Source organism: Clostridium sp. AM25-23AC, assembly GCF_003435125.1.
Classification (GTDB): domain Bacteria; phylum Bacillota; class Clostridia; order Lachnospirales; family Lachnospiraceae; genus Pilosibacter; species Pilosibacter fragilis.
The window spans coordinates 160,065-186,018 of record NZ_QWGI01000002.1; the positions used below are offsets into that span (position 1 = coordinate 160,065).

Here is a 25,954-nt window from a genome sequence, read left to right on the forward strand (position 1 = left end):
GGCTGATCAAGGAGATAAAATGCAGGCATATACAGGTTTTGCAGCTGTCTATGACACTTTCATGGATAATATTCCATATGAAGAATGGTGTGAATATCTGACAGGGCTTTTAAAGGAACAGGGGGTTACGGAGGGACTTCTTCTCGATCTCGGATGTGGAACGGGAAGTCTCACGGAGCTTCTCGCGGACGCTGGTTATGATATGATCGGCGTGGACAACTCCGAGGAGATGCTGGAGCTTGCCCTGGAAAAGAAGGAACAGTCCGGAAAAGATATTTTGTATCTCTGTCAGGATATGCGGGAATTTGAACTTTATGGCACGGTGGCGGCGGTGGTCTCCATCTGTGACTGTATGAATTATATTTTAGAGCCGGAGGATCTGACAGAAGTATTCCGCCTGGTTAACAATTACCTGGATCCGGGCGGAGTGTTTATCTTCGACATGAATACGGAGTACAAATACCGGGAGATCATGGGAGACAACACGATCGCGGAAGACCGGGATGACTCCAGCTTTATCTGGGACAACCAGTACGATGAGGAGGAGCAGATCAATATCTATGATCTGTCGATCTTTGTCCGTGAGGATGGGGATCTCTTCCGAAAGTACCATGAGACACATTATCAGCGGGCTTATTCCCTGGAAGAGGTGAAGAGTGCCATCCACGAAGCGGGAATGGAATTTGTTGCCGCCTACGATGCATTTACGAAGAATCCGCCGCGGGAGGACAGCGAACGTATTTATGTGATCGCGAGAGAATATGGAAAAGAAAGGAAATAGAGCATGAACGATTATATGATCCGTGCGACGGCTGCGGAGGGACAGATCCGCGCCTTTGCTGCAACGACAAGAGATATGGTGGAGAACGCAAAGAACGCCCACAACACAAGCCCGGTGGCTACGGCTGCCTTAGGACGTCTCATGACAGCAGCTGCCATGATGGGCGCTGACTTAAAAGGGGAGAAGGACCTTTTAACACTTAGAATTGAGGGAAGCGGTCCGCTGGGCGGACTTCTTGTCACAGCCAATGGCCATGGAGATGTGAAAGGATATGCGTTCAATCCGGATGTAATGCTTCCGCCGAATGCACAGGGAAAACTCGATGTCGGCGGTTCCCTGGACCTTGGTGTTTTGAGCGTTATCAAGGATATTGGCTTAAAAGAGCCGTATGTGGGACAGACACAGCTCGTCACAGGTGAGATCGCGGAAGATCTGACCTACTATTTTGCCACATCTGAGCAGGTTCCGTCCTCCGTTGCCCTCGGTGTTCTAATGAATAAGGACAACACGGTCCGTCAGGCAGGCGGCTTTATCATCCAGCTTCTTCCGGGCGCTTCCGATGAGATCATTGACAAGCTCGAGACAAAGCTCTCCGGAATCTCGTCCATTACAGCCATACTGGATGCAGGAAAGACTCCGGAGGAGATCCTGACAGATATCCTCGGTGAGTTTGGACTTGAGATCTTAACAAAAATGCCGGTGCAGTTTCACTGCGACTGTGAGCGCTCCAGGGTGGAAAAGGCGATCATCAGCATCGGGAAAAAAGAGATCCAGGACATGATCGACGAGGGCAAGGAGATCGAGGTCAACTGCCAGTTCTGCAATAAGCACTATAAGTTCTCTGTGGATGAGCTGGGAGATATGCTTAAGAAGGCAACGAGAGAGTAAAAAATGAATTCTGTTAAATTAAATGAAGAAGAAAAACGGCTGCTCCACAACGCCTGGCATCACTTCCTGACCATCACGCATCACAAGCTGGTGGTTATGGCGGGATGTTTTAAAGTAGGACTTTTTAAGCAGGGGCTGCTTCATGATATGTCGAAGTATTCCTGGGAGGAATTTAAGACCGGCGTGAAGTATTACCAGGGAACGAGAAGTCCCAACGCGGCGGAGAAGGAAGAAAAGGGATATTCCTCCGCATGGCTTCATCACAAAGGAAGAAATAAACACCACTTCGAGTACTGGACCGATGTGTCCACAGCGGAGGACCACTGGAAGATCGTCGGCGTGAAGATGCCGGTGAATTACCTGGCGGAGATGGTCATGGACCGGATCGCGGCCTCGAAGATCTACCAGGGAAAGAACTACACGGACGCGGCGCCCTACACATATTTTTCCAGAAATAAGGAATATATCGTCATGCATCCGGAGACGAAGGCATGTCTGGATAAGATCCTGCTGATGTTGAAGGAAAAGGGAGAGAGAAAGACGTTTGCATATATCAGGAAGCTTCTTAAGGACGGGGATTACTAGAAATAAGCACTCGCGTCCGGTGCAGGAATGTGTCTAAGCACGTTTTCGCATTGAATGAGATTTGCAGCACAACCGCTGCCGTCTGCAGCTGACGCAGGCGGCAGGGCTGATGTGTGAAGATACTGGATTAGCGGGTTTTATTTGAGAAATGAGAAGATCTCTTTTATATACCGGTTCAGCTTTTCCACATCGGAGAAGCAGTCTTTCCGGACTTCGAAGAATCCTGTTTTATCCTTGCAGGAGGTCTTGAATTCCGGCACCCAGATATCTGCGGGCTGGGGGAGAAAGGTGCCGTCCTTCTTTGTGTAGCAGGTCTCCTTTGTCGCCTTGATCCGGGCGTCCTTGTCGACAAATTCGCCGACACTCTTGTGGATCGCGGTATCCTCGTAGATCAGATAGTAGTAATCCTTATAGTTCGGATAATAATATTTTAATGTACCTTTGTAGACCCGGATGGAAAGCTCCATCCGGTCTTTGTCTGCCCGTAAAGCGTAGGCGGGGACGGAGGCAGCCACCGGGGACGGAAGGATCGTCACCGGGTCCCCTGAGAGGGAGAGGATCAGCCGGTCTGTCTCGCCGGGAGCTTCCCGCACCGCGTCCAGGGTGAAATCCTGGGCGAAAAAGTCAGGATAGAAGAGGACGGGAAGGAGAGAAGGCATTCCCTTTAAGTCGTCCTCATTGTGGAGGAGAAGAAGATGTTTTTCTTCCTGATCGTGAGTCCTCAGATAGTCCAGGTAGACTTCGATGAGCTCGCCGCCGTTATAGAGGTCCTTGCGTCCGATCTTAAGAAAGCGCTCGATGGTCTTCTGCTTCATGTCCGGCAGACCAAGGAGCTTCTTAAAGGGCTTGATCCGGCGGAAGATATCGACGCTTTCCACGCTGTCAAAGGCGGGGGTGAGCTTTAAGGCCTTGGCGCGCTTCGTGACAAAAGGAATATCGAACATGTCCCCGTTAAAGTGGACGAGAGTGCGAAAATCCTTTATAAAGTAAAAAAATGCGGTCAGGACATCGGCCTCCGCGGCTTTCGTGTCTGCAAACCACTGGATGAAGCGGAGATGGTCTCCCTCCGGCCAGATACAGCCGATGAGATATACGGTGTTGTAGTCGGCGGAGAAGCCGGTGGTCTCGATATCAAAAAAGACAAGCTTTTCCGGATCGCCAAGGCGCTCCAACGGATAGGCGATGGTGCCAGGGAATGTTTTTTCTATAGTGATCATGTGATAGTCCTTATACTTATATTGCTGATCCGCCTGGGGTTCATAAAAATGCTGGTGACTGCTCGGAAAACTGCATATGGCAAATCATGAATGGAACAGGCGGAAGAATTTTTGCTTCCGTGTTTTCTGATTATACCCGCGAAAACATGGAAAGTCAACGAAGGAGAAGCCTGGCGGCGTTTTCCGGGAAGATATTTCAAAAAACAGCTAAATCGAAAATATGTTCGATTCTCGCGGCGGTTCCACTTGCACTTAAATGGCGGCTATGGTATGATTACGACATGCATCATGACATGATGAGGAAAAGGGAGGTTCATTCAGTGATTTCATATATACGCGGTCCTTTGGAAGAAAAGAGGGAAGATTCCGTCGTTGTTGAGGCGGGAAATATTGGCTACCGGATCTTTATTCCGTCATCGGTCCTCGGGGAGCTTCCGGGTCTTGGGGAGGAAGTGAAGATCTACACGTATTTTTCCGTGCGTGAGGATGGAATGAGTCTTTTCGGATTCCTCTCAAGGCAGGATCTTGAGATGTTCCGCCAGCTGATCGGGGTGAACGGGGTCGGTCCGAAGAGTGCCCTGGGAATCCTCTCCGCGCTGAAACCGGATGTGCTGCGTCTGGCTGTAATCTCCGGTGACGCGAAGGCAATCTCGAAGGCGCCCGGCGTCGGGGCAAAGACAGCCCAGAGGATCATCCTGGATCTCAAAGATAAAATAAAAGCAGAAGACGTATTATTTGCAGGTGCAGATCTGGAGGAGAGCCCGAAAACGGATCTCTCTGGAATGGCGGAAGCTGGAAAAGAGGCTGTGGAAGCGCTTACGGCCCTCGGTTATTCCGCGTCCGAGGCGCAGACCGCAGTAAAGAAGGTTGCGATCACAGAAGGTATGACTTCCGAGGACGTGCTGAAGGGCGCGTTAAAGCATCTGGCATTCTTATAGGATGAAACTTTGTAACTATTCGGTAGGTCTGCGCATTTACTGCGCTGACCGTAAGAAAACTTAGACTAGAAGGCAAAAATCCTATCGGCACAGCCGATTTAGAATGGATTTTTGCGCGTAACTGTGAGGGTACTGAATCGTTACGAAACTTTGTAAAAATGGCAGCCGGAGACGGCTGTCTGATAGGAGAAATAGATAGGAAATGTTATGAGCCGAAAAATCATTACGACCGAAGAAACTGAGGAAGACAAAAAAATAGAGGGGACCCTGCGCCCACAGTACTTAAAAGATTATATCGGTCAGGAGAAGATAAAGTCCACGCTGAAGGTCTTTATCGATGCGGCAAAGAGCCGCGGGGAGGCGTTGGATCATGTGCTTTTTTACGGCCCGCCGGGCCTTGGAAAGACAACGCTCTGCGGAATCATCGCGAACGAGATGGGGGTGAACTTAAAGGTGACCTCCGGGCCGGCGATCGAGAAGCCGGGAGAGATGGCTGCGATCTTAAACAATCTCCAGGAGGGAGATGTCCTGTTTGTGGATGAGATCCACAGGTTGAACCGCCAGGTGGAGGAAGTCCTGTATCCGGCGATGGAAGATTTTGCCATCGATATCATGCTTGGAAAGGATTCATCCGCCCGCTCGATCCGACTGGATCTTCCGAAATTTACACTTGTGGGAGCAACAACGAGAGTGGGACTTTTAACAGCTCCGCTCCGGGACCGTTTTGGTGTGATCCAGAGGCTGGAATTTTATACACCGGAGGAACTCTGCGTGATCGTAAAACGCTCCGCAAAGGTCCTGGGCGTTGAGATCGACGAGGAAGGAGCTTTTGAGATCGCAAGAAGGTCCAGGGGAACGCCGAGACTGGCAAACCGCCTCTTAAAGAGAGTGAGGGACTTTGCACAGGTAAAATACGACGGTGTGATCACGAGACATGTGGCGGATTTTGCCCTGGATATCCTGGATGTGGACAAGCTTGGTCTCGACAATAATGACCGGACCCTGCTTCTCACCCTGATCCAGAAATTTTCCGGTGGTCCGGTGGGACTTGAGACGCTGGCGGCGTCTATCGGAGAGGATTCCGGGACACTGGAAGACGTGTATGAGCCGTATTTATTGATGAACGGACTTATTATGCGCACGCCGAGAGGAAGAATGGCGACGGATTTGGCCTACAAGCACCTTGGGCTGGATGCGGCGAAATAGAAAAAAACATTTGCTGCAGTATACAGGCAGGAATTTTCTGAATTGAAAAATCTGTACGATAGAGAAAAAATGACAATTTTTATATAGATGATAACTGTCCGGCGGATCTGTGGATCGATCGTGTGGAGCCGTGAGGGAGTACAGGCTGGAAAACAGGCGGACGGTTATGCAAAAGAAGTGAGGAATTAGAAATGGATGAGAAGAACTATACGGAAGTGCTGATCAATGGAAATGTCTACACGCTGGGAGGAGCGGAGGATCCGGAGTACCTGCAGAAGGTGGCTGCCTATATTAATGAGAAGATCGCCGTTTTAAAGGCACAGCCGGGATTTACGAGACAGAATAAGGATTACCAGGAAGTCATGATCTATTTGAACCTGGCGGACGATTATTTTAAGACACTTCAGGAGGCGATGATGCTGCGCAGCCAGAAGGATGAGATGGAGAAGGAGATCTACAGCTTAAAGCATGAGCTGATCGGTCTTCAGATGAAGCAGGAATCCGCGGAGAAGAAGGCGGAATAAAGGAGAGAATATGAAAAACAGAACGGTTGAGATACTCGCACCGGCCGGTTCCTACGAGAGTATGGTGGCGGCGGTGAACGCGGGAGCGGACGCGGTCTATATCGGCGGAAGCCGGTTCGGTGCCCGTGCCTACGCGAACAACCTGGATGAGGAGACGATGGTGAAAGCCATCAACTTCATGCATCTTCACGGATGCAGGATTTATATGACGGTCAACACGCTCGTGAAGGAAAAAGAGATGTCAGATCTGTATTCCTATCTGAAACCGTACTATGAGGCGGGACTGGATGCCGTTTTAGTTCAGGATATGGGAGCGCTCACCTACATCCGGAAACATTTCCCGGATCTTCCGGTCCACATCAGCACCCAGATGACGGTGACAGGGAAATACAGCGCGAGAGACCTGAAAGCCCTTGGCGCTGTCCGTGTGGTTCCGGCGAGAGAACTTTCCTTAAAGGAGATCCGTGAGATCTATGATGATACGGGTCTGGAGGTGGAGACCTTCGTTCACGGTGCCCTCTGTTACTGCTATTCCGGCCAGTGCCTGTTTTCCAGCCTGATCGGCGGACGGAGCGGAAACCGGGGCCGGTGCGCACAGACCTGCCGTCTGCCTTTTGACGCAGAGCAGAACGGAAAATATGTCAATAAAAAGAATGAAAAATATATCTTAAGCTTAAAGGATCTCTGTACCCTGGATCTGATCCCGGATATCCTGGAAGCGGGTGTCTGTTCCTTAAAGATCGAGGGACGCATGAAGAGTCCGCGCTACACGGCAGGAGTTGTAAGTATCTACCGGAAATACGTGGACCTCTACTTGAAGGAGGGGCGTGCCGGATACCATGTGGAGAAGGCAGACAGGGATGCCCTGCTGGCTCTTTTCGACCGGGGCGGACAGTCCCAGGGCTATTACCACACCCACAACGGACGGGACATGGTGGTCTTAAAGGAAAAGCCGGAGTACCGCGACGTGGACCAGGAACTTTTCGACTATCTGGACCGCACGTATGTGAATGTGGAAAAGAAGATCCCTGTGACGGGAAGCGCGTACATCGCGGTCGGAAAACCGGGATATTGCTCCGTGTCGGATACGGCGGGAAATACAGCCTGGGAGGAATCCCAGCCCGCCGAGGAGGCAAAGAATGCCCCGATGGACGCGGAGCGCATCAGAAAACAGCTCTCAAAGACCGGTGATTCCATGTTTACGTTCACGGACCTTACCGTGGAGTGTGAGGGAAATGTGTTTATGCCGGTGCAGGCATTAAATAAGATGCGCCGCGAGGTCCTGGAGAAGCTTCAGGACGAGATCCTTTCCGGATACCGGAGAAACAGTTCTGTTCCACCGACAAAGGAAGAAGAGAGAGCGCCTGAAAAGGCTGATTTGGAAGAAAGACCGGAATTTACTGTCTTTGTCCAGACGAAACAGCAGTTTGAGATGGTTCTCGGGAAATTTAAGATGTACCGGAAGCTGTCCGAAAGATCATACGGAATTTATCTTGCGGCGGAGAGCTTTGACGCCCAGGAGTGGAAGAAGCTTGCGGACCGCTGTCATGAGGCGGGAGTCCGGTGTTATCTTATGATGCCGAGGATCTTCCGGAAAGAGGCGGAACAGTACTTCAGAAAGCAGATGGAGCTTTTAACGAGTGCCGGTTTTGACGCGCTTGGTATCGGTTCCATGGAAGAACCGGGATTCCTCCGGGAAGCAGGAATTGAACTTCCTATGTACTTCGACCAGGGAATGTATTCCTGGAACCACCTTGCGGGAGCGGCGATGGAGCGGTATGGGGCAGACCGATTGACGATCCCTGTGGAGTTAAACGAGAGAGAGATCCGGGATTCTGGTGTTCAGGGAGAGATGATCGTATACGGGTATCTTCCGATGATGATCTCCGCCCAGTGTATCAGAAAAACAACGCTTGGATGTTCCGGAAAGTCGGAAATCATGTGGTTAAAGGACCGCAAGGACATGCGGTTCCCGGTGGTAAACCAGTGTCGTTTCTGTTACAATACGATCTACAATTCTGCGCCGCTTTCCCTTTTAGGACTCTCCGAACAGGTCACAGGACTTAAGCCGAATGCGGTCCGCCTGAACTTCACGGTGGAGGAACCAGCTGCGGCGGGCGAGATCCTGGACGCGTTCTTTGAGGAATACGGAATGAGTGAAAAAGCGGCGGAGCCGCCAGTTTTAAGGAATCAGTTTACGCGCGGACACTTTAAGCGCGGAGTGGAGTAGGTGATAATTATTGACTAATCTGATCATACAGATATCCAGATACTTGATGATCCTTCTGATCGCCATGGATACCTATTACAATTTCCGCTTCTTTTCCATGCGGGATGAGGAGGGAAAAAACCGCGTCTGCGGACGCCAGCTTGTGTGCATGTTTATGCTGCACTTTCTGGCGAATATCCTGATCTGGCTGAACACGGAATCTGTGACGATGTTAGCCTTTTACGGTGCGCAGGTGGTATTTTTCCTGCTGTACATTTACCTTACGAGACTGTTTTACAGGAACAGTTCCAGACTGCTCGTCAACAATATGTGTACGCTTTTGGCGACGGGATTTATTATCCTCACAAGGCTGAACCCTGACCGGGCTATGAGACAGTTCGTGATCGTGGCGGCGGCAGCGGTGATCACCTGGATCATCCCGTTTATCATCGACCGGGTATGGCAGCTTGTGACGTTCCCATGGGTCTATGGAATACTCGGGCTGGTACTTTTGGGAGTGGTCTGCGTCATCGGAAATACTTCCTACGGCGCACAGCTTTCCCTCTCCTTCGGTGGATTTACAGTACAGCCGTCTGAGTTTGTGAAGATCAGTTTTGTGTTCTTCGTGGCAGCCATGTTCTACCAGTCCACGGACAGGGAGACGATCATAAAGACCACCGTCGTGGCGGCACTTCATGTGTTGGTGCTTGTGCTTTCAAAGGACCTTGGAAGCGCATTGATCTTTTTCGTCGCCTACATGACGATGCTTTTTGTTGCCACATCCAGCTATCTCTGGTTCGGCGCCGGCATTGCGGGCGGATCCCTGGCGGCGGTTGCGGCTTACTATCTGTTCCCACATGTGAGACGGCGTGTGGAGGCCTGGGCGGATCCCTGGTCTGATATCGCAAACAAGGGCTACCAGGTGGCACAGGCGCTGTTTGCCATCGGAACAGGCGGATGGTTCGGAATGGGTCTTTACCGGGGCATGCCGGAGAAGATCCCGGTTGTGGACAAGGATTTCGTTTTCGCGGCGATCTCCGAGGAGATGGGGGCACTCTATGCGCTCTGCGTCCTGTTTTTATGCCTTGGCTGTTATATGCAGTTTATGCTGATCGCGATAAAGATGCAGGCGATGTTCTATAAACTGATCGCGTTTGGACTTGGAAGTGTTTATATTACCCAGGTATTTCTGACTATCGGCGGGGTGACGAAGTTTATCCCGTCCACCGGTGTGACGCTGCCTCTTGTGAGCTATGGCGGCAGCTCCATCGTCTCGACCTTTATCATATTCCAGGTCATCCAGGGACTTTATGTCTTAAAACGCGGGGAAGAAGAGGAGGAGGAGAATTCCAGTGAAGAAGAGTAAACCGAATCCGAAGGCAAACCGGAATATCCTCTGGTTTGTGTATGCAGCAATATTTTTATTTCTCGCAATGGGAATCTATGTGGGATATTTTCTCGTGGTAAAGAGCGATACGGTGATCGATAATCCGTATAACGCCAGAGCCACTATTTTCCAGGACCGGGTCACCCGCGGCAAGATCCTGGCGGATGACGGGACTGTGCTTGCAAAGACCGTTACGGCGACGGATTCCAACGGTACCGAGGTGCGGGAATACCCATACGGCAGCCTGTTTGCCCATGCGGTAGGATATTCGACGGTGGGAAAGACAGGAATCGAATCCCTGGCAAACTTTGACCTTTTGAGATCTCACACGAACCTCATCGAGCAGACCGCCGATGAGATCATGGGAAGAAAGAGCATTGGGGACAACGTGGTGACGACCCTGAATGTAAATCTGCAGCAGATCGCATCGGATGCTTTCGGAAAGAACCGGGGCGCGGTCATCGCCATCGAGCCGGATACCGGAAAGATCCTCTGCATGGTTTCAAAGCCGTCCTTCGACCCGAATAAGGTGGCGGCAAACTGGAATGATCTCGTAAACGGGGACAGTACGGAGGCGAGACTGTTAAACCGCGCGACTCAGGGACTCTACCCGCCGGGATCCACCTTTAAAATCGTCACAGCCCTGGAGTATATGAGAGAACATCCGAGCGCGTACAATGACTATCACTATGACTGCAGTGGAATTTTTTCATTCGAGAACAACAAGATCCAGTGCTATCACAAGAAGGCACACGGATCCCAGGATTTCACCCAGGCATTTGCAAATTCCTGCAACGGAGCGTTCGCGAACCTCGGCACAGAGCTTGAGCTGACGAGCTACCGGAACCTTGCAGAGCAGCTTTTATTCAACAGAAGCCTGCCTCTCGATATTCCGTACAATAAGAGTACCTTCTCCATGCAGCCGGATGCGGAGACATGGGAAGTGCTTCAGACAAGTATCGGACAGGGACAGACATTGATGTCCCCGATGCACAATCTTCTGATCACCGCGGCGATCGCAAACGGCGGAATCTTAATGAAACCGTATCTGATGGATCATGTGGAAAATTCCGGCGGTGATGTGATCCGGAAGTTTTCCCCGTCTGTGGCAGGAGAGCTGATGGTCCCGAACGAGGCGGATGCCTTAAAGAACCTGATGGTACAGGTGGTCAATGTGGGAACGGGATCCGCACTGAAACGGGATTCCTACCAGGTGGCAGGGAAGACAGGATCCGCAGAATTCGACAAGGGAAAAGAGACTCACGCATGGTTTGTCGGTTTCGCACCGGCGGATGATCCGAAGATCGCGGTATGCGTTATCGTGGAGGAAGGCGGCTCCGGCGGGCATACGGCAGCACCGATCGCGGCGAAATTGTTTGATGCATGGCTTCAGTAGAGTGCTTTTTGGAAATATGCCTGTAAGATACGGGACGTGTCTGAGGAACTGAAAAAGTGCTGTATGCGGAGAAAATTACGTTACAGTTCAGCCATGCGCTGGTTTGAATGAGAAAGTGTGTTGCAAGCTTGCTTGCATAAGCACTTTTTCATCCAAATCAGCATATGGTGGAACCACCAAGCTTCTTGTTTTCATGAATATGAAAACAAGAAGATGTAATGGCTGAACTGTAACAAAATTACTGTAAAAAAAGAAATCTGTATTGAATAAAAGAAAAATGATATTTTCTTTTATTACGGGCAGTGTTAAAATGATAACGAGGACAGGATCCGGGGAAAAGGATCCGAAATAATAACCGTATCTCAGAACGGCAAAATTCATGGGAGGGTTCATCATGAGAATTTTAGTAACCGGCGGCGCAGGATATATCGGAAGCCATACATGCCTGGCACTTCTGGAACAGGGACATGAGGTCGTTGTCTTTGATAATCTTTACAATGCGTCGGAAGAAGCATTAAACCGTGTAAAGAAGCTCACAGGAAAGGATCTGACATTCTACAAGGCAGATATGCTGGATCGTGATGCGATGGAAAAGATCTTTGATGCGGAGAAGATCGACGCAGTGATCCACTTTGCTGGATTAAAGGCTGTTGGCGAATCAGTCGCAAAGCCGTGGGAATACTACCACAACAATATTACCGGTACATTGATCCTTCTCGATGTGATGAGAAAACATGGCGTGAAGAAGATCATCTTCAGCTCCTCCGCTACCGTTTACGGAGATCCGGCTTTCGTTCCGATCACAGAGGAGTGCCCGAAGGGACAGTGCACAAACCCGTACGGACAGACAAAGAGTATGCTGGAGCAAATCCTTACCGATATGCAGAAGGCAGACCCGGAGTGGAATGTGATCCTGCTCCGTTACTTCAATCCGGTGGGAGCTCATGAGAGCGGTCTGATCGGAGAGGATCCGGAGGGAATCCCGAACAACCTGACACCGTACATCACCCAGGTTGCCATCGGAAAGTTGAAAGAGGTGGGCGTATTCGGAAACGATTACGATACACCGGACGGAACGGGTGTCCGCGACTATATCCATGTGATGGATCTTGCGGAAGGCCATGTAAAGGCATTAAAGAAATTTGATGATAAGCCGGCGGTATATATCTATAATCTCGGAACAGGTCACGGATACAGCGTTCTTGACGTGATCCACGCTTTTTCCAAGGCGGTTGGAAAAGAGATCCCGTATGTGATCAAACCGCGCCGTGCAGGCGATATCGCGACATGCTATTCCGATGCTACAAAGGCAAAGGTGGAGCTTGGCTGGGAGGCAAAGAGAAACCTCGACGATATGTGCCGTGACGCATGGAACTGGCAGTCCAAGAATCCGAATGGTTATCGTTCATAAAAAATGAATGACTGAACTTTGGTCATAGACAGGAAACTCCGGCGGATGTATGGTCTGCCGGAGTTTTTCTGTTTCGGCGTAAGGTGTGGACCGCAGTGAAATATATGATCGGCCTTCTGAAGATATCTTATGGTTACTTTTCATGGGTAGGAATTTTCTGAACTGAAAATTCCGTACAATACAGTGGGGGTAGTGGATTTTGCCGATTCGGAATGCGAAGCATCGGCAAAATCCTGTTACAGTGCGCGGGCATGGAGTGCCCGTGTACTGTAACACATTATGGAAATTTCTGCGAGTGAAAACGTGGTTGCAAACACGGGTAAAAAGAAGTATACTAAACTCAGTAAAAAACACACCTGCGGAATCTGCTTTCGGGCGGAATCCCTTGAATGCCTGTCAGGAGGAATTGCAATGATAGAAGCAACGAGCTGCGGCGGTGTGGTTATATTTCGCGGCAAGATCCTGGTTCTCTATAAGAACTACAGAAACAAGTACGAAGGCTGGGTCTTACCGAAAGGAACTGTGGAAGCAGGAGAAGAGTTTAAAGAAACGGCTCTCAGAGAGGTGAAGGAGGAGACCGGGGTCCAGGCCCAGATCATTAAGTACATCGGAAAGAGCCAGTATTCATTTAACACGCCGCAGGATACGGTGGAAAAGGAAGTCCACTGGTATTTAATGATGGCGGACAGTTATTACAGTAAACCACAGCGCGAAGAATACTTCGTAGATTCCGGATATTACAAATATTATGAGGCGTACCACCTTCTGAAATTCTCAAATGAGAAGCAGATTCTGGAGAAAGCCTATCACGAATATCTGGATCTGAAACGGTGTAATCTGTGGGGCAGTAAGAAATACTTCTAGGCCCCGTAAACGGAGGAAAACCCCTTAAAACAGGGGTTTTTCCTGTATATTGACTTAAGGAGCGAGACTATGAAGATCATCGACGCACATCTTCACTTTGTGCCGGAAAATCCCTACTTCCAGGAGATCGCGGTGCGGGCGGAACATAAAAATACAGAGGAAGACTTAAGGGCGGTCTATCAGAAATACAATATTGAGGGAGGAGTCGTCATGGGAAACCGGGGCGTGGACCCGGTGGATCATTCCTACCCGGAATTCCTAAGGTACTGTGTGGGGATCGACCGTGATTTTCTCGTGAGCGAGGACAAAAAGAAGAGCCTGGATCAGGTGGAGGAGAACTTAAAGCGGGATACCTGTGTCGGAATCAAACTCTATCCCGGATACAACAAGATGTATGTGACGGATGAGGTGTACGAGCCGCTCTATGATCTCGCAAAGGCGTACAAAAAGCCTGTGGCGATCCACATGGGCCAGACAGCTGGTTCCCGCGCCTACTTAAAATACAGTCATCCGCTGACCTTGGACGAGGCGGCAGTCCGTCATCCGGATGTAAACTTTGTCATGTGCCATTTCGGCAATCCGTGGCTCCTGGACGCGGCGGCTGTCGTGGAGAAAAATGAGAACGTGATGACGGATCTCTCCGGCCTTCTGGAGGGGAAGATCGATTTCCCGAAGCTTTTAGAGCAGCAGAGAGGATATTTTGATGCCTTAAAGACCTGGATCTCCTACTGCAGCCAGTATGAAAAGTTCATGTTCGGAACAGACTGGCCGTTAGCCAACTACGGAGACTACATCGAAGTCGTAAAATGGCTGATTCCTGAGGAGGAGTGGGGGAAGGTCTTTTATGAAAATGCGAAAAGAATCTACGGATTATAAGAAAATGGACTGCCTGATCAGGGCAGTCCGTTTTCTTTTATCGACATGATCTTTTCTTTATAAAACAGCAAAAACCAGTTGATCTCCGCCCCCACAAACAGGATGCAGATCGAGACATAAAGCCACAGCATAAAAAGGATCACCGCAGTCAAACTTCCGTACGTGACAGCGTATGTGCCGAAATACCGGAAGTAAACGGAAAATGCCAGGGAAGTGAGTGCCCATCCGGCGGCGGAAAACATGGCTCCCGGGATCTGGCCGCAGATCGAGAGCCTCCGGTGCGGAAGTGCCGTGTAGATGGCGGTGAAAAAGATCATCAGCATGATAAACATCACAAGTCCGCGTCCCAGGGAGATCATCCCGGAGAGATAGGACAGGGCCGGGAACCATTTTAACAGCATCTCCTGCAGGAAGCTTCCGAATACGAGGAGCGCAAGGCTCGTCACACACATCAGGGAGAATGCCAGGGTATAAACGCTGCAGAGGGCCCTGCGAAGGATATAATTTCGCGGCGATGTGACGCCGAATACCCGGTTTAAGCCCTTTTCGATCCCGAGCATTCCCTTTGCCGCGGACCAGACCGCCGCAAGAGCAGTCACAGAGATCAGCGCTGCCGGGGAATCGGAGTGCAGGCTGTCCAGGAGATAGATCAAAAGCCCCTGGAACCGGCCCGGGATCGCAGGCAGCAGAAAACGCAGAAGATCTGCCTCATGGATCATGGGGGCCACCTGGATCAGGGCCAGAAGCACCATAAAAAACGGGAACGCCGCCATGATGATGAAAAATGAGGCCTGTGCGGCATAAACGGACATTTCGTCCATGGAATATTTCAAATAGACCTGTCGTCCGAAGAGTAGCAGGCGAAGCATAAGATCCTGACCTTTCCATAACCGCGAAGGAGGTATCCTGTCGGTCATGCCCTTTCTTTCTATATCAGAGAGGTCAAAAGACTTTTTGACCTCAACATCATAAAATATTAACATGAAGAGAGAAAAATAACAAGAGTGGTAAAAAAACAGCATGCGGCAGAATCCACTGCCACGTTACTGTTCACGCTTTGCGCAAACAGTAACTGATTTTGCCGATGCTTCGCATTCCGAATCGGCAAAATCCACTACCACCACTGTATTGTACGGAATTTTCAGTTCAGAAAATTCCTACCCGTGTACAGTAACACTGCCACCACTGTATTGAGAAAAAATAGAAGATCATGCCGAAATACCGAAAAAATCCGGGATTTCCGTCGATAAAAACCTGAAAAGACATGACACAAAGCCGTTCTAATTTACGTTCTAATTACATACAGATATACGGTAAAAGCCGTATAGCGGAAAAAACAATCAAAAAGGAGAAAATACTATGACAGAAAAAGGAATGGAAAACAACAAAGTAACCGTAATTGGAACGATCGTTTCAGGATTCACATTCAGCCATGCCGTGTTTGGGGAGGGCTTTTATCTTGTGGATCTTCTCGTGAACCGTTTGAGTGAGCAGGCGGACATTATTCCGCTTATGATATCAGAGCGTCTGATCGATGTGACGAAGGATTACCAGGGCTGCACCATGGAGGCCTCCGGTCAGTTCCGGTCCTACAACCGCCACGAGGGGACGAAGAACCGTCTGGTATTGTCCGTGTTTGTCAGAGAGGTCCGCTTTATGGAGGAGTTCACGGACTACACGAAAACGAACCAGATCTTTCTGGACGGATATATCTGTAAAGAACCGGTCTACCGGAAGACGCCATTAGGAAGGGAGATCGCAGACCTTTTAGTAGCAGTGAACCGCCCGTATGGCAAGTCAGACTATATCCCATGCATCGCCTGGGGCCGCAATGCCAGATACGCCTCAGGATTTGGCGTCGGAACAAGGATCCTCATCTGGGGCCGTGTCCAGAGCAGGGAGTACACGAAAAAGGTCAGCGAGACGGAGTGCGAGAAGCGTGTGGCCTATGAAGTCTCCGTCAGTAAGCTTGAATGTGCGGATCATGCGGAGTCGTAGAAATACATATTAAAGACATCAGGGAGGGCAACTTTGACAGACAGGCAAATCTCTTGCAAACAGGATAGAGATGTGATAATATAGCATAATAGAAGCCTTAAAAAGCTTCAGCTAACGGTATACACAAAGTGAGGGAATGATCATGGCAAGTGACAGAGTCCGTGTGATCTGCGGACCGGGATACGGAAAATCCGCATCGGCATTGGGATACGCAATGATGGGCGTTTTCCGCGGAAAAAGGGTCATTATGGTACAGTTCTTGAAAGGTATGCTGGGAGAAGGAGCGGCAGACGTCCTGAAGCGTCTCGAGCCGGATCTCAAATTCTTCCGTTTTGAGCACTCCAAAGAGCGGTTTGAGGACCTTCCGGAAGATCAGAAGCACGAGGAACTGATGAACATGCGAAACGGCTTCAATTTCGCAAGAAAGGTGATGACGACCGGTGAGTGCGATGTCCTGATCCTGGATGAGATTCTTGGAATCGTGGATCAGGGAATTATCTCGAAGGAAGAATTCCAGAGTTTTCTTGAGTCAAGAGATGAGGAGACTGAGCTGGTCATGACCGGGCGCGTGTGTCCGGAAGGTATTGAAGAATATGTAACCGATATTTCACGGATGGAAAACATTGACGTTGACAATCATCAGGAATGATGATACCATAAATGATAAGTAGAGGTTGCGCCTGACATGAGTAGACCGGCAGATAATGGGAAATGGCTGCCGGAGAAAAGGGGATGGCGCCGAAGAGACAGGAAGTGAATCCCTAAGGCTCCCGTTTCTGGGCATGCGGCGAAGAACCGTATGACTGTCATCTTTAGAAAAAAGATGGAGGGCTGCTTAATCTGAAAGATCCGGGAGCTGACATCTTATTTGATTTCAGCTCCTTTTTTTGTGAAACAGGATTCTTTGTTCCGCAAAAGAGCGCAATCTATCTTAGACATTTAATTTTTACATAATAAAGAGGAGGACGCATGATGGCTATTTTTGAAGGAGCCGGCGTAGCACTTGTAACGCCATTTAAGGAAAATGGAACGGTAAATTATGAAGTACTGGAAAGCCTGATCGAGGAACAGATCGCGGCTGGAACAGACTGTATCGTAGCAATGGGAACAACAGGCGAGTCCGCGACAACATCTGAGGAGGAGCACATTCAGGTGATCCGCTTCGTATGTGAGGTCGTAAACGGAAGAATCCCGGTGGTTGCCGGAACAGGTTCCAACTGCACACAGACAGCAGTTGAGCTTTCTGTTGAGGCCGAAGAGGCAGGAGCAGACGGCGTTCTCTTAGTTTCCCCGTACTATAATAAAGCGACCCAGAACGGTTTAAAGGCCCACTTCACAAAGATCGCCAACTCCATCAAGATCCCGGCGATCCTCTACAACGTACCGAGCCGTACAGGCGTGAATATCGCACCGGAGACCATCGTTGATCTCTGCAGGCATGTGGAGAATATTGTGGGTGTCAAGGAAGCGAGTGGAAACTTCTCCGCAGCAGCGAAGATCCTTCAGCTCTCCGGCGGCTATGTGGATGTATACTCCGGAAACGATGATCAGGTCGTTCCGATGTTGGCTCTCGGCGGAAAGGGTGTGATCTCCGTTCTCTCCAACGTAGCTCCGAAGCAGACACATGACATGTGCGCAGAGTTCTTCAAGGGCAATATCGAGGCCAGCAGACGCATTCAGTTAAAGGCAATGCCGCTGATCGAGGCCCTGTTCTCCGAAGTAAATCCGATTCCGGTAAAAGCTGCGCTTAACTTAATGGGCAAGAACGTAGGCGAGCCGAGACTTCCGCTTACAGTGATGGAGCCGCAGCACCAGGAAGTATTAAAGAAAGCAATGCAGGATTTCGGTATCCTGTAATAAAATACGAGGAGAAAAACATGATCAGAGCAATTATGAATGGCTGCCACGGCGTGATGGGTCATGTGATCACGGACATTATTTCCAAGGATGACGCGATCGAGATCGTTGCAGGCGTGGATATGAACACAGAAAACTATGCCGGATACCCGGTATTTAAGTCCCTCGACGAATGCCCGGAGGCAGATGTCATCATCGATTTTTCCACCGCAAAGGCGGTTGACGGACTGTTGGACTACTGCGAGATGAAGAAGGTTCCTGTGGTTTTATGCACCACAGGACTTTCTGAGGACCAGTTAAACCATGTGAAAGAGGCGAGCAAGGTGGACGCAGTCCTTCGCTCCGCAAATATGTCCATCGGAATCAACCTTCTCATGAAGACATTGAAAGAGATCGCTCCGGTCCTTGCGGCAGCAGGATTTGACATCGAGATCTTAGAGAAGCACCACAACCGCAAGATCGACGCCCCGAGTGGAACCGCCATCGCCCTTGCTGATGCCATCAATGAGAGCCTCGACAACAGCTATCATTATAAATATGACCGTTCCTCCGAGCGTGTCGCAAGAGATCCAAAGGAGATCGGAATCCAGGCAATGCGCGGCGGCACCATCGTCGGTGAGCATGATATTATGTTCGCGGGCCGCGACGAGGTCATCACCTTCACACACACCGCTTATTCCCGCGAGATTTTCGCAAAGGGAGCTGTGGAGGCTGCAAAATTCCTCGCAGGAAAGCCGGCAGGACTTTACGATATGGCTGATGTGGTCGGTTGATAGAGGTTAAAGTTTTATACATTTTTTTCCAAAATACTTCTCCTTTCTATGGCACATAATAGCCGTAGAAAGGAGATTATTTTTATGGGAAAAATCAGATGGATCAGAGCATGCGCGCTTCTCATTATGACCGCGGCAATCATCACAGCCTGCGGAAGAGGGAACGGAAATAATATGACCACAGCCCCGGATACGGGGAGCGCGGGAGCGGGAACCACAATGGAGAGACAGACAAACGGCACAAACCAGAGCACGAACGCGCCGTCCCAGACAGCCGGGGAGAGTGGCGGTGTGCTCCGGGATATGGTGGATGACGTGGGTGACGGCATCCACAACCTGACGGACGATGTCACCGGCATGTCAGGAACTACTGCGGCGGGAGCGAACGGCACTGCTGGGGAGACCACCAAGGCAAACTAAATATCCGGACCGGAATCCAGGACTGCCGGGGAATGAAACTCAACACGGCAGAAAGAGCCGGAAAGACAGGACAGCGGGGAAATGATCTGCAGGACGGGTATGAAGATCATTTCCCTGTTTCTTTTGCATCGTGATTTTGCCGATGCTTCGCACTCCAAATCACCAAAATCCACTGCTATCACTGTATTGTACGGAATTTTCAGTTTAGAAAATTCCTACCCGTCACAGCAACTAAAATGTAACGATAACAAGTTTTCCTGTTGTGAAAATATGCGAAAACAGATATAATAAGAGTACATCTTGAAAAAACTTATCAAAAGTCGTGGAAAAGTATCAGCCTGAATTTTGAAAGGAGTGAACGCCATCCGCTATCTGTACCATCCATACCATCCGTGGAGACACGGGTACCGAAGGGAAAAGATAAGAAGAGCTGCTGTAAAGACAGCGAGGATCCTTTTACTGCTGGAACTCCTCTGGCTCGCGTATTCCTGTGCGTGCTCCAGGATGACAGAGAAGACATACCTGGTGCCGGATATTGAAACAGGGATTCCAGATGGGACCGCCTCTGAGACGGAGGGGGAAATTTATGGTATAGGGATCGAAAAAGGGGCCGGAAATTTGTTCTGGTTTCACAAAGAAGTCCACAGGACTCCTTGAGAGAGGAACTTCTTCTTGATTTTCCATAGGCTATGTATTATAATTTCTACTGAAACACTGCTGTTTTATCGCAAAAACTTATAAATCAGAGGATGAAAAGCATTTATGGAGAAATCACTTACTTTAGACTGGGGAACAGACGAGCTGCATGAGGAGTGCGGCGTTTTCGGAATGTACGATCTGGACGGAAATGATGTTGCATCAACCATTTATTACGGATTGTTCGCATTACAGCACCGCGGACAGGAAAGCTGCGGAATCGCGGTGAGCGATACATACGGACCGAAAGGTGTTGTCAATGCCTGTAAGGGGATGGGACTCTGCAACGAAGTATTCACGTCAGAGAAGCTGGAAAAATTAAAAGGAAACATCGGTGTCGGCCATGTCCGGTATTCGACTGCCGGAAGCAGCACCATCGAGAATACACAGCCGCTCGTTTTAAATTATGTGAAGGGAACGCTGGCACTGGCACACAACGGAAACCTTGTCAATGCGCCGGAGCTTCGCAGAGAACTCGCTTACGACGGAGCGATTTTCCAGACCACGATCGACTCTGAGGTCATCGCCTATCACATCGCGAGAGAGCGCTGTAAGGTGGGAACCGCTGAGGAAGCCGTGGCAAACGCTATGAAGAAGATCAAGGGCGCCTATTCCCTTGTGATCAGCAGCCCGAGAAAACTCATCGGTGCCCGCGATCCGCAGGGATTCAAGCCGCTCTGTATCGGAAAGCGTGATAATGCCTATATCCTGACCTCCGAGACATGCGCGCTTGACACGATCGGTGCTACCTTCGTCCGCGATGTGCTTCCGGGCGAGATCGTGACGATCAATAAGGATGGCATCAAGTCCAATCTCATGATGCATGACCCGAAAAAAGAGGCGAGATGTATTTTTGAATATATTTACTTTGCAAGACCGGACAGCGTCTTTGACGGCGTCGGAGTTTACCACTCCAGAATCTACGCAGGTCGCTGCCTCGCAAAGGATTCACCGGTAGACGCGGACATTGTTGTGGGTGTTCCGGAGTCCGGAAATGCAGCAGCCCTTGGATATTCCATGGAATCCGGCATCCCTTACGCGATGGCCTTTGTAAAGAACTCCTATGTGGGAAGAACCTTTATTAAGCCGGGCCAGAGCAGCCGTGAGTCTGCGGTCCGGATCAAACTGAATGTATTAAAAGAAGCAGTAGAAGGAAAGCGTGTCGTTATGATCGACGACTCCATCGTCCGCGGAACCACCAGCAACCTGATCGTGGATATGCTGCGTGAGGCAGGAGCAAAGGAAGTACATATGAGAATTTCCGCACCGCCGTTCCTCTATCCGTGCTATTTCGGAACCGATATCCCGTCCAGCGAGCAGCTCATCGCCCACAAACGTACCGTGGATGAGATCTGCAAGGTGATCGGAGCAGATTCGTTAGCGTACTTAAAGATGGAGCGCTTAAGTGAAATGGCAAACGGACTTCCGATCTGTACGGCCTGCTTCTCCGGAGAGTATCCGGTGGATCCGCCGGAAGAAGATATCCGCGGAAGTTATGAAAAATAATCAGGGAAATTCAACGTTCCACAAAGCTCCGCAGTTGGCGGAGAATTCGTGAAAATATATTGAATTAGAAAAACATTGAATTAGAAAAGAGGATTTTGTCATGAACGACAGATACCAGAGCCCGCTCTCTGAGCGATATGCAAGCAAGGAAATGCAGTATATTTTCTCTCCGGAGAAGAAATTCCGCACATGGAGAAAATTATGGATCGCATTAGCCGAGACAGAAAAAGAACTCGGTCTTCCGATCACAGATGAGCAGATCGAAGAGTTAAAGGCACATGCCGAGGATATCAACTTTGAGGAGGCGAAGGCGAGAGAGAAGCTTGTCCGCCACGATGTGATGTCCCACGTATACGCTTACGGACTCCAGTGCCCGAAGGCAAAAGGAATCATCCACCTCGGTGCCACATCCTGCTACGTTGGAGACAACACCGACATCATCCTGATGACGGAGGCATTAAAGCTTGTCAGAAAAAAACTCATCAATGTGATGAAAGAACTTTCTGATTTCGCTGATAAGTATAAAGAGCTCCCGACACTGGCATTCACACACTTCCAGCCGGCCCAGCCGACAACCGTAGGAAAGCGTGCGACCTTATGGTTGCAGGAACTCTGCCTTGACCTTGAGGATCTTGACCATGTGATCGGTTTCATGAAATTACTTGGTTCCAAGGGAACTACAGGTACCCAGGCAAGCTTCTTAGAGCTCTTTGACGGAGATCATGAGAAGTGCCGCGAGGCAGACAGACGGATCGCCGCAAAGATGGGATTCTCCCAGTGCTACCCGGTATCCGGTCAGACATATTCCAGAAAAATCGACAGCCGTGTGCTTTCCGTTCTTGCCGGAATCGCCCAGAGCGCCCATAAGTTCTCCAACGACATCCGTCTTCTCCAGCACTTAAAAGAAGTGGAAGAGCCGTTTGAGAAGAACCAGATCGGTTCCTCCGCTATGGCATATAAGAGAAACCCGATGAGAAGTGAGCGTATCGCGTCCTTGGCGAACTATGTGATGTCTGATATGATGAACCCGATGCTTGTTGCCTCCACCCAGTGGTTCGAGCGTACTCTGGATGACTCCGCGAACAAGCGTCTTTCCATTCCGGAAGGATTCTTAGCGATCGACGGCATCCTGGACCTCTACTTAAACGTTGTCGACGGTCTTGTGGTATATCCGAAGGTGATCGAGAAACACTTAATGGCAGAGCTTCCGTTTATGGCGACCGAGAATATCATGATGGATGCGGTAAAAGCCGGCGGAGACAGACAGGAACTCCATGAGCGCATCCGTGAGCTCTCCATGGAGGCAGGAAAGAACGTCAAAGTGGAAGGAAAGGACAACAATCTCTTAGAGCTTATCGCGGCAGATCCGTCCTTCAATTTAAGCCTTGATGAGTTAAAGAAGACGATGGATCCGAAGAAGTACGTCGGACGCGCACCGAAGCAGGTAGATGAGTTCCTGGATGAGGTTGTCCGCCCGATCTTAAAAGAAAACGCGGATCTTCTCGGAGTGAAAGCGGAGATCAACGTATAATGGATCATGCGAGCAGCATCAGCACGGAATATTATAAAGTATTTTACTATGTAGGGCGCCTCGGCAGCATTACCGCTGCAGCAGAGGCGCTCTGCATTTCCCAGCCTGCGGCGAGTCAGGCGATCAAGCAGCTGGAAAAAGCGCTGAACACAAAGCTTTTTCTTCGGACCCAGAAGGGTGTGCGGCTCACCACAGAGGGAAAGCTTCTGTATCCATATGTGGAGCGCGGGATGGAAAACCTCATGGACGGTGAGGAGATGTTAAAACGTCTTGTGGATATGGACATGGGAGAGGTGAGGATCGGTGCCAGCGATATGACACTGCAGTTTTACCTGCTCCCGTACCTTGAGACTTTCCATGAGCGCTACCCGAATATCAAGGTCATGGTGTCAAATGCGCCGACACCGGAGACCATCGAGTCCCTGTACGAGGGAAAGATCGATTTCGGTGTGGTGAGCACGCCTTTTGACGCAAGACCGGAGGTGGAATCCTTTGAGGTGAAGAAGATCCGGAATACCTTTGTGGCTGGAAATAAGTTTTGGACATTAAAGGGAAAGAGAATGGAGTACAGGGAGCTGGAACACCTGCCATGTATCTTCCTGGAAAAGGATACGAGTACCAGAAAGTTCATGGACCGTTTTTTGGAACAGAGGGGGATCATTCTGGAACCGGAGTTTGAGCTGGCCACCAGCGATATGATCGTCCAGTTCGCGATCCGGAACATGGGGATCGGCTGCGTGATGGAAGAGTTCGCAAAGGAGAAGATCGAGAGCGGGGAGCTCTTCGAGCTCGCCTTCCGGGAGATGATGCCGGAGCGGGAGATCTGCGTCGTGACGGATAAGAAGGTGCCGATTTCCCCGGCAGGGGAGAGGTTCTTAGAGGTCTTAAGGGAACGAAAAGTATAGGATAAAATGTTTTCCGTCTGTAGTTCGTGCCCTGTATGAATTGCAGTGCATAATTAGTTACTTTTCATGGGTAGGAATTTTCTGAACTGAAAATTCCGTAAGATACTGTTATGGCCGCGGATTTTGCCGATTCGGAATGCGAAGCATCGGCAAAATCCTGTTACAGTACGCGGGCATGGAGTGCCCGTGTGCTGTAACCATAATTAGACATTATGGACTTCATAATAAATATTGTCTTTACTTATGGATGATTTTGTTGTAAACTATGGGAGTGTCATGAGTATGACACGTACAACCGCGTAAGACGCCGGGATGCGGAACGCGCATTCCGTTTAAACGTCCAAAGGAGGATATTAGAACATGGTTAGAGCAATCGTAGGCGCCAACTGGGGCGATGAGGGAAAAGGTAAGATCACAGATATGCTTGCAAAGGAATCCGACATTATTGTCCGTTTCCAGGGCGGCAGTAACGCTGGTCACACAATTATCAACAATTACGGAAAATTTGCCCTTCATCTTCTTCCGTCAGGTGTATTCTATAATCATACAACAAGCATCATCGGAAACGGCGTGGCATTAAACATCCCGTTCCTTGTTAAAGAATTAAACGACCTGACAAGCCAGGGCGTTCCGATGCCGAAGATCCTTGTGTCCGACAGAGCACAGATCTTAATGCCGTACCACATTTTATTCGATACTTATGAGGAAGCGCGTCTGGCAGGTAAGTCCTTTGGCTCCACAAAGTCCGGAATTGCTCCGTTCTATTCTGATAAATACGCAAAGATCGGTTTCCAGGTCAACGAGTTATTCGGTGATGAGAAGGAACTGATGGATAAGATCGAAAATGTCTGCACACTGAAAAATGTGATGTTAGAGCATTTATATCATCAGCCGGCTCTTGATCCGAAGGAGATCTTCAATACACTTATGGAGTATAAGGAGATGGTCGCTCCGTATGTATGCGACACATCCAAATACCTTCGCGATGCGATCAAGGCAGGAAAAAATGTCCTCTTAGAGGGCCAGCTCGGTTCCTTAAAGGATCCGGATCACGGTATCTACCCGATGGTTACATCTTCTTCCACACTGGCTGCATACGGCGCGATTGGCGCAGGCATCCCGCCGTACGAGATCAAGAACATCACAACAGTCGTTAAGGCTTACTCCAGCGCAGTCGGCGCAGGTGCGTTTGTCAGCGAGATCTTCGGTGAAGAGGCAGACGAGTTAAGACGCCGCGGCGGTGACGGCGGTGAGTTCGGTGCGACGACAGGCCGCCCGAGAAGAATGGGATGGTTCGATGCAGTCGCATCAAGATATGGCGTACAGATCCAGGGATCCACAGAGGTTGCCCTCACGGTTCTCGACGTTTTAGGATATCTTGACGAGCTTCATATCTGCGTAGGCTATGAGATCGATGGAAAGGTAACAAAAGACTTCCCGACAACTCCGGAGCTTGAGAAAGCAAAACCGGTATACAAGACTCTTCCGGGCTGGAAGTGTGAGATCCGTGGAATCAAGAACTATGAGGATCTTCCGGAGAACTGCAAGAAATATATCGAGACGATCGAGGAGGAGATCGGAGTGCCGATCACGATGGTTTCCAATGGTCCGGGAAGAGACGAGATCATTATGAGAAAGTAATTTGAAGATGCAGGATGCAGAAGCGGGGAAAGCTCCCTGTGGAGCAGATGTTACTTTTCATGGGTAGGAATTTTCTGAACTGAAAATTCCGTACAATACAGTGGTGGTAGTGGATTTTGCCGATTCGGAATGCGAAGCATCGGCAAAATCCTGTTACAGTTCAGCCATTACATCTTCTTGTTTTCATATTCATGAAAACAAGAAGCTTGGTGGTTCCACCATATGCTGATTTGGATGAAAAAGTGCTTATGCAAGCAAGCTTGCAACACACTTTCTCATTCAAACCAGCGCATGGCTGAACTGTAACCATATTCGGAACCCCCAATTTCTTTCCCTTGCCTTTTC

At 49.7% G+C, this 25,954-nt stretch carries 25 protein-coding genes and 1 riboswitch; of the genes, 22 read left to right on the top strand and 3 right to left on the bottom strand.

The features are described from left to right. Positions 1-19: 19 nt before the first annotated feature. The 3 genes from DW677_RS01945 to DW677_RS01955 are packed head-to-tail and all read left to right on the top strand — an operon-like array spanning position 20 to position 2,254. Positions 20-781, top strand: a complete 762-nt coding sequence (locus tag DW677_RS01945) for a class I SAM-dependent methyltransferase (RefSeq protein WP_117483232.1) — start codon at positions 20-22, stop codon at positions 779-781. A gap of 3 nt (positions 782-784) precedes the next feature. Beyond that, positions 785-1,669: an Hsp33 family molecular chaperone HslO gene (gene hslO / locus DW677_RS01950; protein WP_117566393.1), complete on the top strand. Its 885-nt coding sequence runs from the start codon at positions 785-787 to the stop codon at positions 1,667-1,669. Between the two features lie 3 nt (positions 1,670-1,672). After that, the gene (locus DW677_RS01955; protein WP_117566394.1) at positions 1,673-2,254 is read left to right on the top strand and encodes a DUF5662 family protein; all 582 of its coding nucleotides are present in this window, start codon (positions 1,673-1,675) and stop codon (positions 2,252-2,254) included. A 137-nt stretch (positions 2,255-2,391) separates the two neighbouring features. Here the strand turns inward: DW677_RS01955 and DW677_RS01960 are convergent, their stop codons facing one another. Then, positions 2,392-3,471 carry a ribonuclease H-like domain-containing protein gene (locus DW677_RS01960; protein WP_117566395.1) on the bottom strand — a complete coding sequence of 360 codons (1,080 nt, stop codon included), beginning with the start codon at positions 3,469-3,471 and terminating at the stop codon, positions 2,392-2,394. Between the two features lie 320 nt (positions 3,472-3,791). On the opposite strand from DW677_RS01960, the gene ruvA reads away from it, so the two are divergent. The 9 genes from ruvA to DW677_RS02010 all read left to right on the top strand — a co-directional run bounded on the left by ruvA (position 3,792) and on the right by DW677_RS02010 (position 14,282). After that, positions 3,792-4,409: a Holliday junction branch migration protein RuvA gene (gene ruvA / locus DW677_RS01965; protein WP_117469433.1), complete on the top strand. Its 618-nt coding sequence runs from the start codon at positions 3,792-3,794 to the stop codon at positions 4,407-4,409. 207 nt (positions 4,410-4,616) lie between these two features. Then, positions 4,617-5,615, top strand: coding sequence for a Holliday junction branch migration DNA helicase RuvB (gene ruvB, locus DW677_RS01970; RefSeq protein WP_117469434.1), 999 nt, complete (start codon positions 4,617-4,619; stop codon positions 5,613-5,615). 191 nt (positions 5,616-5,806) lie between these two features. After that, positions 5,807-6,139 (top strand): cell division protein ZapA, encoded by a 333-nt coding sequence (locus DW677_RS01975; protein ID WP_015554226.1) that lies wholly within the window; start codon positions 5,807-5,809, stop codon positions 6,137-6,139. Between the two features lie 10 nt (positions 6,140-6,149). Continuing rightward, positions 6,150-8,369: a U32 family peptidase gene (locus tag DW677_RS01980; RefSeq protein ID WP_117483227.1), complete on the top strand. Its 2,220-nt coding sequence runs from the start codon at positions 6,150-6,152 to the stop codon at positions 8,367-8,369. Between the two features lie 10 nt (positions 8,370-8,379). Then, on the top strand, positions 8,380-9,714 hold the full coding sequence (locus tag DW677_RS01985) for an FtsW/RodA/SpoVE family cell cycle protein (RefSeq protein WP_117566396.1): 1,335 nt from the start codon (positions 8,380-8,382) through the stop codon (positions 9,712-9,714). After that, a complete protein-coding gene (locus tag DW677_RS01990) occupies positions 9,701-11,131 on the top strand; it encodes a penicillin-binding transpeptidase domain-containing protein (protein WP_242990508.1) in 1,431 nt (476 codons plus the stop codon). Before DW677_RS01985 ends, DW677_RS01990 begins: the two co-directional genes overlap by 14 nt. A gap of 394 nt (positions 11,132-11,525) precedes the next feature. Next, positions 11,526-12,542, top strand: coding sequence for a UDP-glucose 4-epimerase GalE (gene galE, locus DW677_RS02000; protein ID WP_015554230.1), 1,017 nt, complete (start codon positions 11,526-11,528; stop codon positions 12,540-12,542). Between the two features lie 411 nt (positions 12,543-12,953). Next, entirely contained in the window at positions 12,954-13,406 is a 453-nt protein-coding gene (locus DW677_RS02005) for an NUDIX hydrolase (RefSeq protein ID WP_117469623.1), read from the top strand. Positions 13,407-13,475: 69 nt separating this feature from the next. Next, positions 13,476-14,282, top strand: coding sequence for an amidohydrolase family protein (locus tag DW677_RS02010; protein WP_015554232.1), 807 nt, complete (start codon positions 13,476-13,478; stop codon positions 14,280-14,282). Between the two features lie 17 nt (positions 14,283-14,299). Here the strand turns inward: DW677_RS02010 and DW677_RS02015 are convergent, their stop codons facing one another. After that, positions 14,300-15,151, bottom strand: coding sequence for a YihY/virulence factor BrkB family protein (locus DW677_RS02015; RefSeq protein WP_117504033.1), 852 nt, complete (start codon positions 15,149-15,151; stop codon positions 14,300-14,302). Positions 15,152-15,641: 490 nt separating this feature from the next. Here DW677_RS02015 and DW677_RS02020 point away from each other — a divergent pair, with 490 nt between their 5' ends. From DW677_RS02020 to DW677_RS02070, 10 genes are all read left to right on the top strand, one after another. Continuing rightward, positions 15,642-16,280, top strand: a complete 639-nt coding sequence (locus DW677_RS02020; RefSeq protein WP_015554233.1) for a single-stranded DNA-binding protein — start codon at positions 15,642-15,644, stop codon at positions 16,278-16,280. Between the two features lie 142 nt (positions 16,281-16,422). Continuing rightward, positions 16,423-16,929, top strand: a complete 507-nt coding sequence (locus DW677_RS02025) for a cob(I)yrinic acid a,c-diamide adenosyltransferase (protein WP_015554234.1) — start codon at positions 16,423-16,425, stop codon at positions 16,927-16,929. An 11-nt stretch (positions 16,930-16,940) separates the two neighbouring features. Continuing rightward, positions 16,941-17,122: riboswitch (Lysine riboswitch) on the top strand. 130 nt (positions 17,123-17,252) lie between these two features. After that, entirely contained in the window at positions 17,253-18,137 is an 885-nt protein-coding gene (gene dapA, locus DW677_RS02030; RefSeq protein WP_015554235.1) for a 4-hydroxy-tetrahydrodipicolinate synthase, read from the top strand. A 20-nt stretch (positions 18,138-18,157) separates the two neighbouring features. Further along, entirely contained in the window at positions 18,158-18,910 is a 753-nt protein-coding gene (dapB, locus tag DW677_RS02035) for a 4-hydroxy-tetrahydrodipicolinate reductase (RefSeq protein ID WP_117566397.1), read from the top strand. Between the two features lie 84 nt (positions 18,911-18,994). Then, positions 18,995-19,330, top strand: a complete 336-nt coding sequence (locus DW677_RS02040) for a hypothetical protein (protein WP_015554237.1) — start codon at positions 18,995-18,997, stop codon at positions 19,328-19,330. A 345-nt stretch (positions 19,331-19,675) separates the two neighbouring features. Beyond that, positions 19,676-19,987: a hypothetical protein gene (locus tag DW677_RS02050; RefSeq protein WP_117469440.1), complete on the top strand. Its 312-nt coding sequence runs from the start codon at positions 19,676-19,678 to the stop codon at positions 19,985-19,987. 105 nt (positions 19,988-20,092) lie between these two features. After that, positions 20,093-21,532 carry an amidophosphoribosyltransferase gene (gene purF / locus DW677_RS02055; RefSeq protein WP_117469441.1) on the top strand — a complete coding sequence of 480 codons (1,440 nt, stop codon included), beginning with the start codon at positions 20,093-20,095 and terminating at the stop codon, positions 21,530-21,532. A 100-nt stretch (positions 21,533-21,632) separates the two neighbouring features. After that, a complete protein-coding gene (gene purB / locus DW677_RS02060; RefSeq protein ID WP_117566398.1) occupies positions 21,633-23,063 on the top strand; it encodes an adenylosuccinate lyase in 1,431 nt (476 codons plus the stop codon). Next, the gene (locus DW677_RS02065; protein ID WP_117504039.1) at positions 23,063-23,968 is read left to right on the top strand and encodes a LysR family transcriptional regulator; all 906 of its coding nucleotides are present in this window, start codon (positions 23,063-23,065) and stop codon (positions 23,966-23,968) included. The genes purB and DW677_RS02065 overlap by 1 nt, the downstream gene beginning before the upstream one ends. A gap of 360 nt (positions 23,969-24,328) precedes the next feature. Further along, entirely contained in the window at positions 24,329-25,609 is a 1,281-nt protein-coding gene (locus tag DW677_RS02070; protein ID WP_021904264.1) for an adenylosuccinate synthase, read from the top strand. Positions 25,610-25,769: 160 nt separating this feature from the next. Here DW677_RS02070 and DW677_RS18520 read toward each other — a convergent pair. Continuing rightward, positions 25,770-25,954 (bottom strand): hypothetical protein (locus DW677_RS18520; RefSeq protein WP_207658979.1); only part of this gene is annotated, 185 nt, incomplete at its 5' end.

Coding starts and splice junctions, on each gene's coding strand:
- DW677_RS02025 (WP_015554234.1), top strand. CDS start 16,423: ATGGCAAGTGACAGAGTCCGTGTGATCTGCGGACCGGGATACGGAAAA.
- DW677_RS02010 (WP_015554232.1), top strand. CDS start 13,476: ATGAAGATCATCGACGCACATCTTCACTTTGTGCCGGAAAATCCCTAC.
- hslO (WP_117566393.1), top strand. CDS start 785: ATGAACGATTATATGATCCGTGCGACGGCTGCGGAGGGACAGATCCGC.
- DW677_RS02040 (WP_015554237.1), top strand. CDS start 18,995: ATGGGAAAAATCAGATGGATCAGAGCATGCGCGCTTCTCATTATGACC.
- purB (WP_117566398.1), top strand. CDS start 21,633: ATGAACGACAGATACCAGAGCCCGCTCTCTGAGCGATATGCAAGCAAG.
- dapB (WP_117566397.1), top strand. CDS start 18,158: ATGATCAGAGCAATTATGAATGGCTGCCACGGCGTGATGGGTCATGTG.
- DW677_RS02070 (WP_021904264.1), top strand. CDS start 24,329: ATGGTTAGAGCAATCGTAGGCGCCAACTGGGGCGATGAGGGAAAAGGT.
- DW677_RS01955 (WP_117566394.1), top strand. CDS start 1,673: ATGAATTCTGTTAAATTAAATGAAGAAGAAAAACGGCTGCTCCACAAC.
- ruvB (WP_117469434.1), top strand. CDS start 4,617: ATGAGCCGAAAAATCATTACGACCGAAGAAACTGAGGAAGACAAAAAA.
- DW677_RS02020 (WP_015554233.1), top strand. CDS start 15,642: ATGACAGAAAAAGGAATGGAAAACAACAAAGTAACCGTAATTGGAACG.
- DW677_RS01960 (WP_117566395.1), bottom strand. CDS start 3,471: ATGATCACTATAGAAAAAACATTCCCTGGCACCATCGCCTATCCGTTG.
- DW677_RS01980 (WP_117483227.1), top strand. CDS start 6,150: ATGAAAAACAGAACGGTTGAGATACTCGCACCGGCCGGTTCCTACGAG.
- DW677_RS01945 (WP_117483232.1), top strand. CDS start 20: ATGCAGGCATATACAGGTTTTGCAGCTGTCTATGACACTTTCATGGAT.
- DW677_RS02005 (WP_117469623.1), top strand. CDS start 12,954: ATGATAGAAGCAACGAGCTGCGGCGGTGTGGTTATATTTCGCGGCAAG.
- purF (WP_117469441.1), top strand. CDS start 20,093: ATGGAGAAATCACTTACTTTAGACTGGGGAACAGACGAGCTGCATGAG.
- DW677_RS02015 (WP_117504033.1), bottom strand. CDS start 15,151: ATGCTTCGCCTGCTACTCTTCGGACGACAGGTCTATTTGAAATATTCC.
- DW677_RS02065 (WP_117504039.1), top strand. CDS start 23,063: ATGGATCATGCGAGCAGCATCAGCACGGAATATTATAAAGTATTTTAC.
- DW677_RS01975 (WP_015554226.1), top strand. CDS start 5,807: ATGGATGAGAAGAACTATACGGAAGTGCTGATCAATGGAAATGTCTAC.
- galE (WP_015554230.1), top strand. CDS start 11,526: ATGAGAATTTTAGTAACCGGCGGCGCAGGATATATCGGAAGCCATACA.
- dapA (WP_015554235.1), top strand. CDS start 17,253: ATGGCTATTTTTGAAGGAGCCGGCGTAGCACTTGTAACGCCATTTAAG.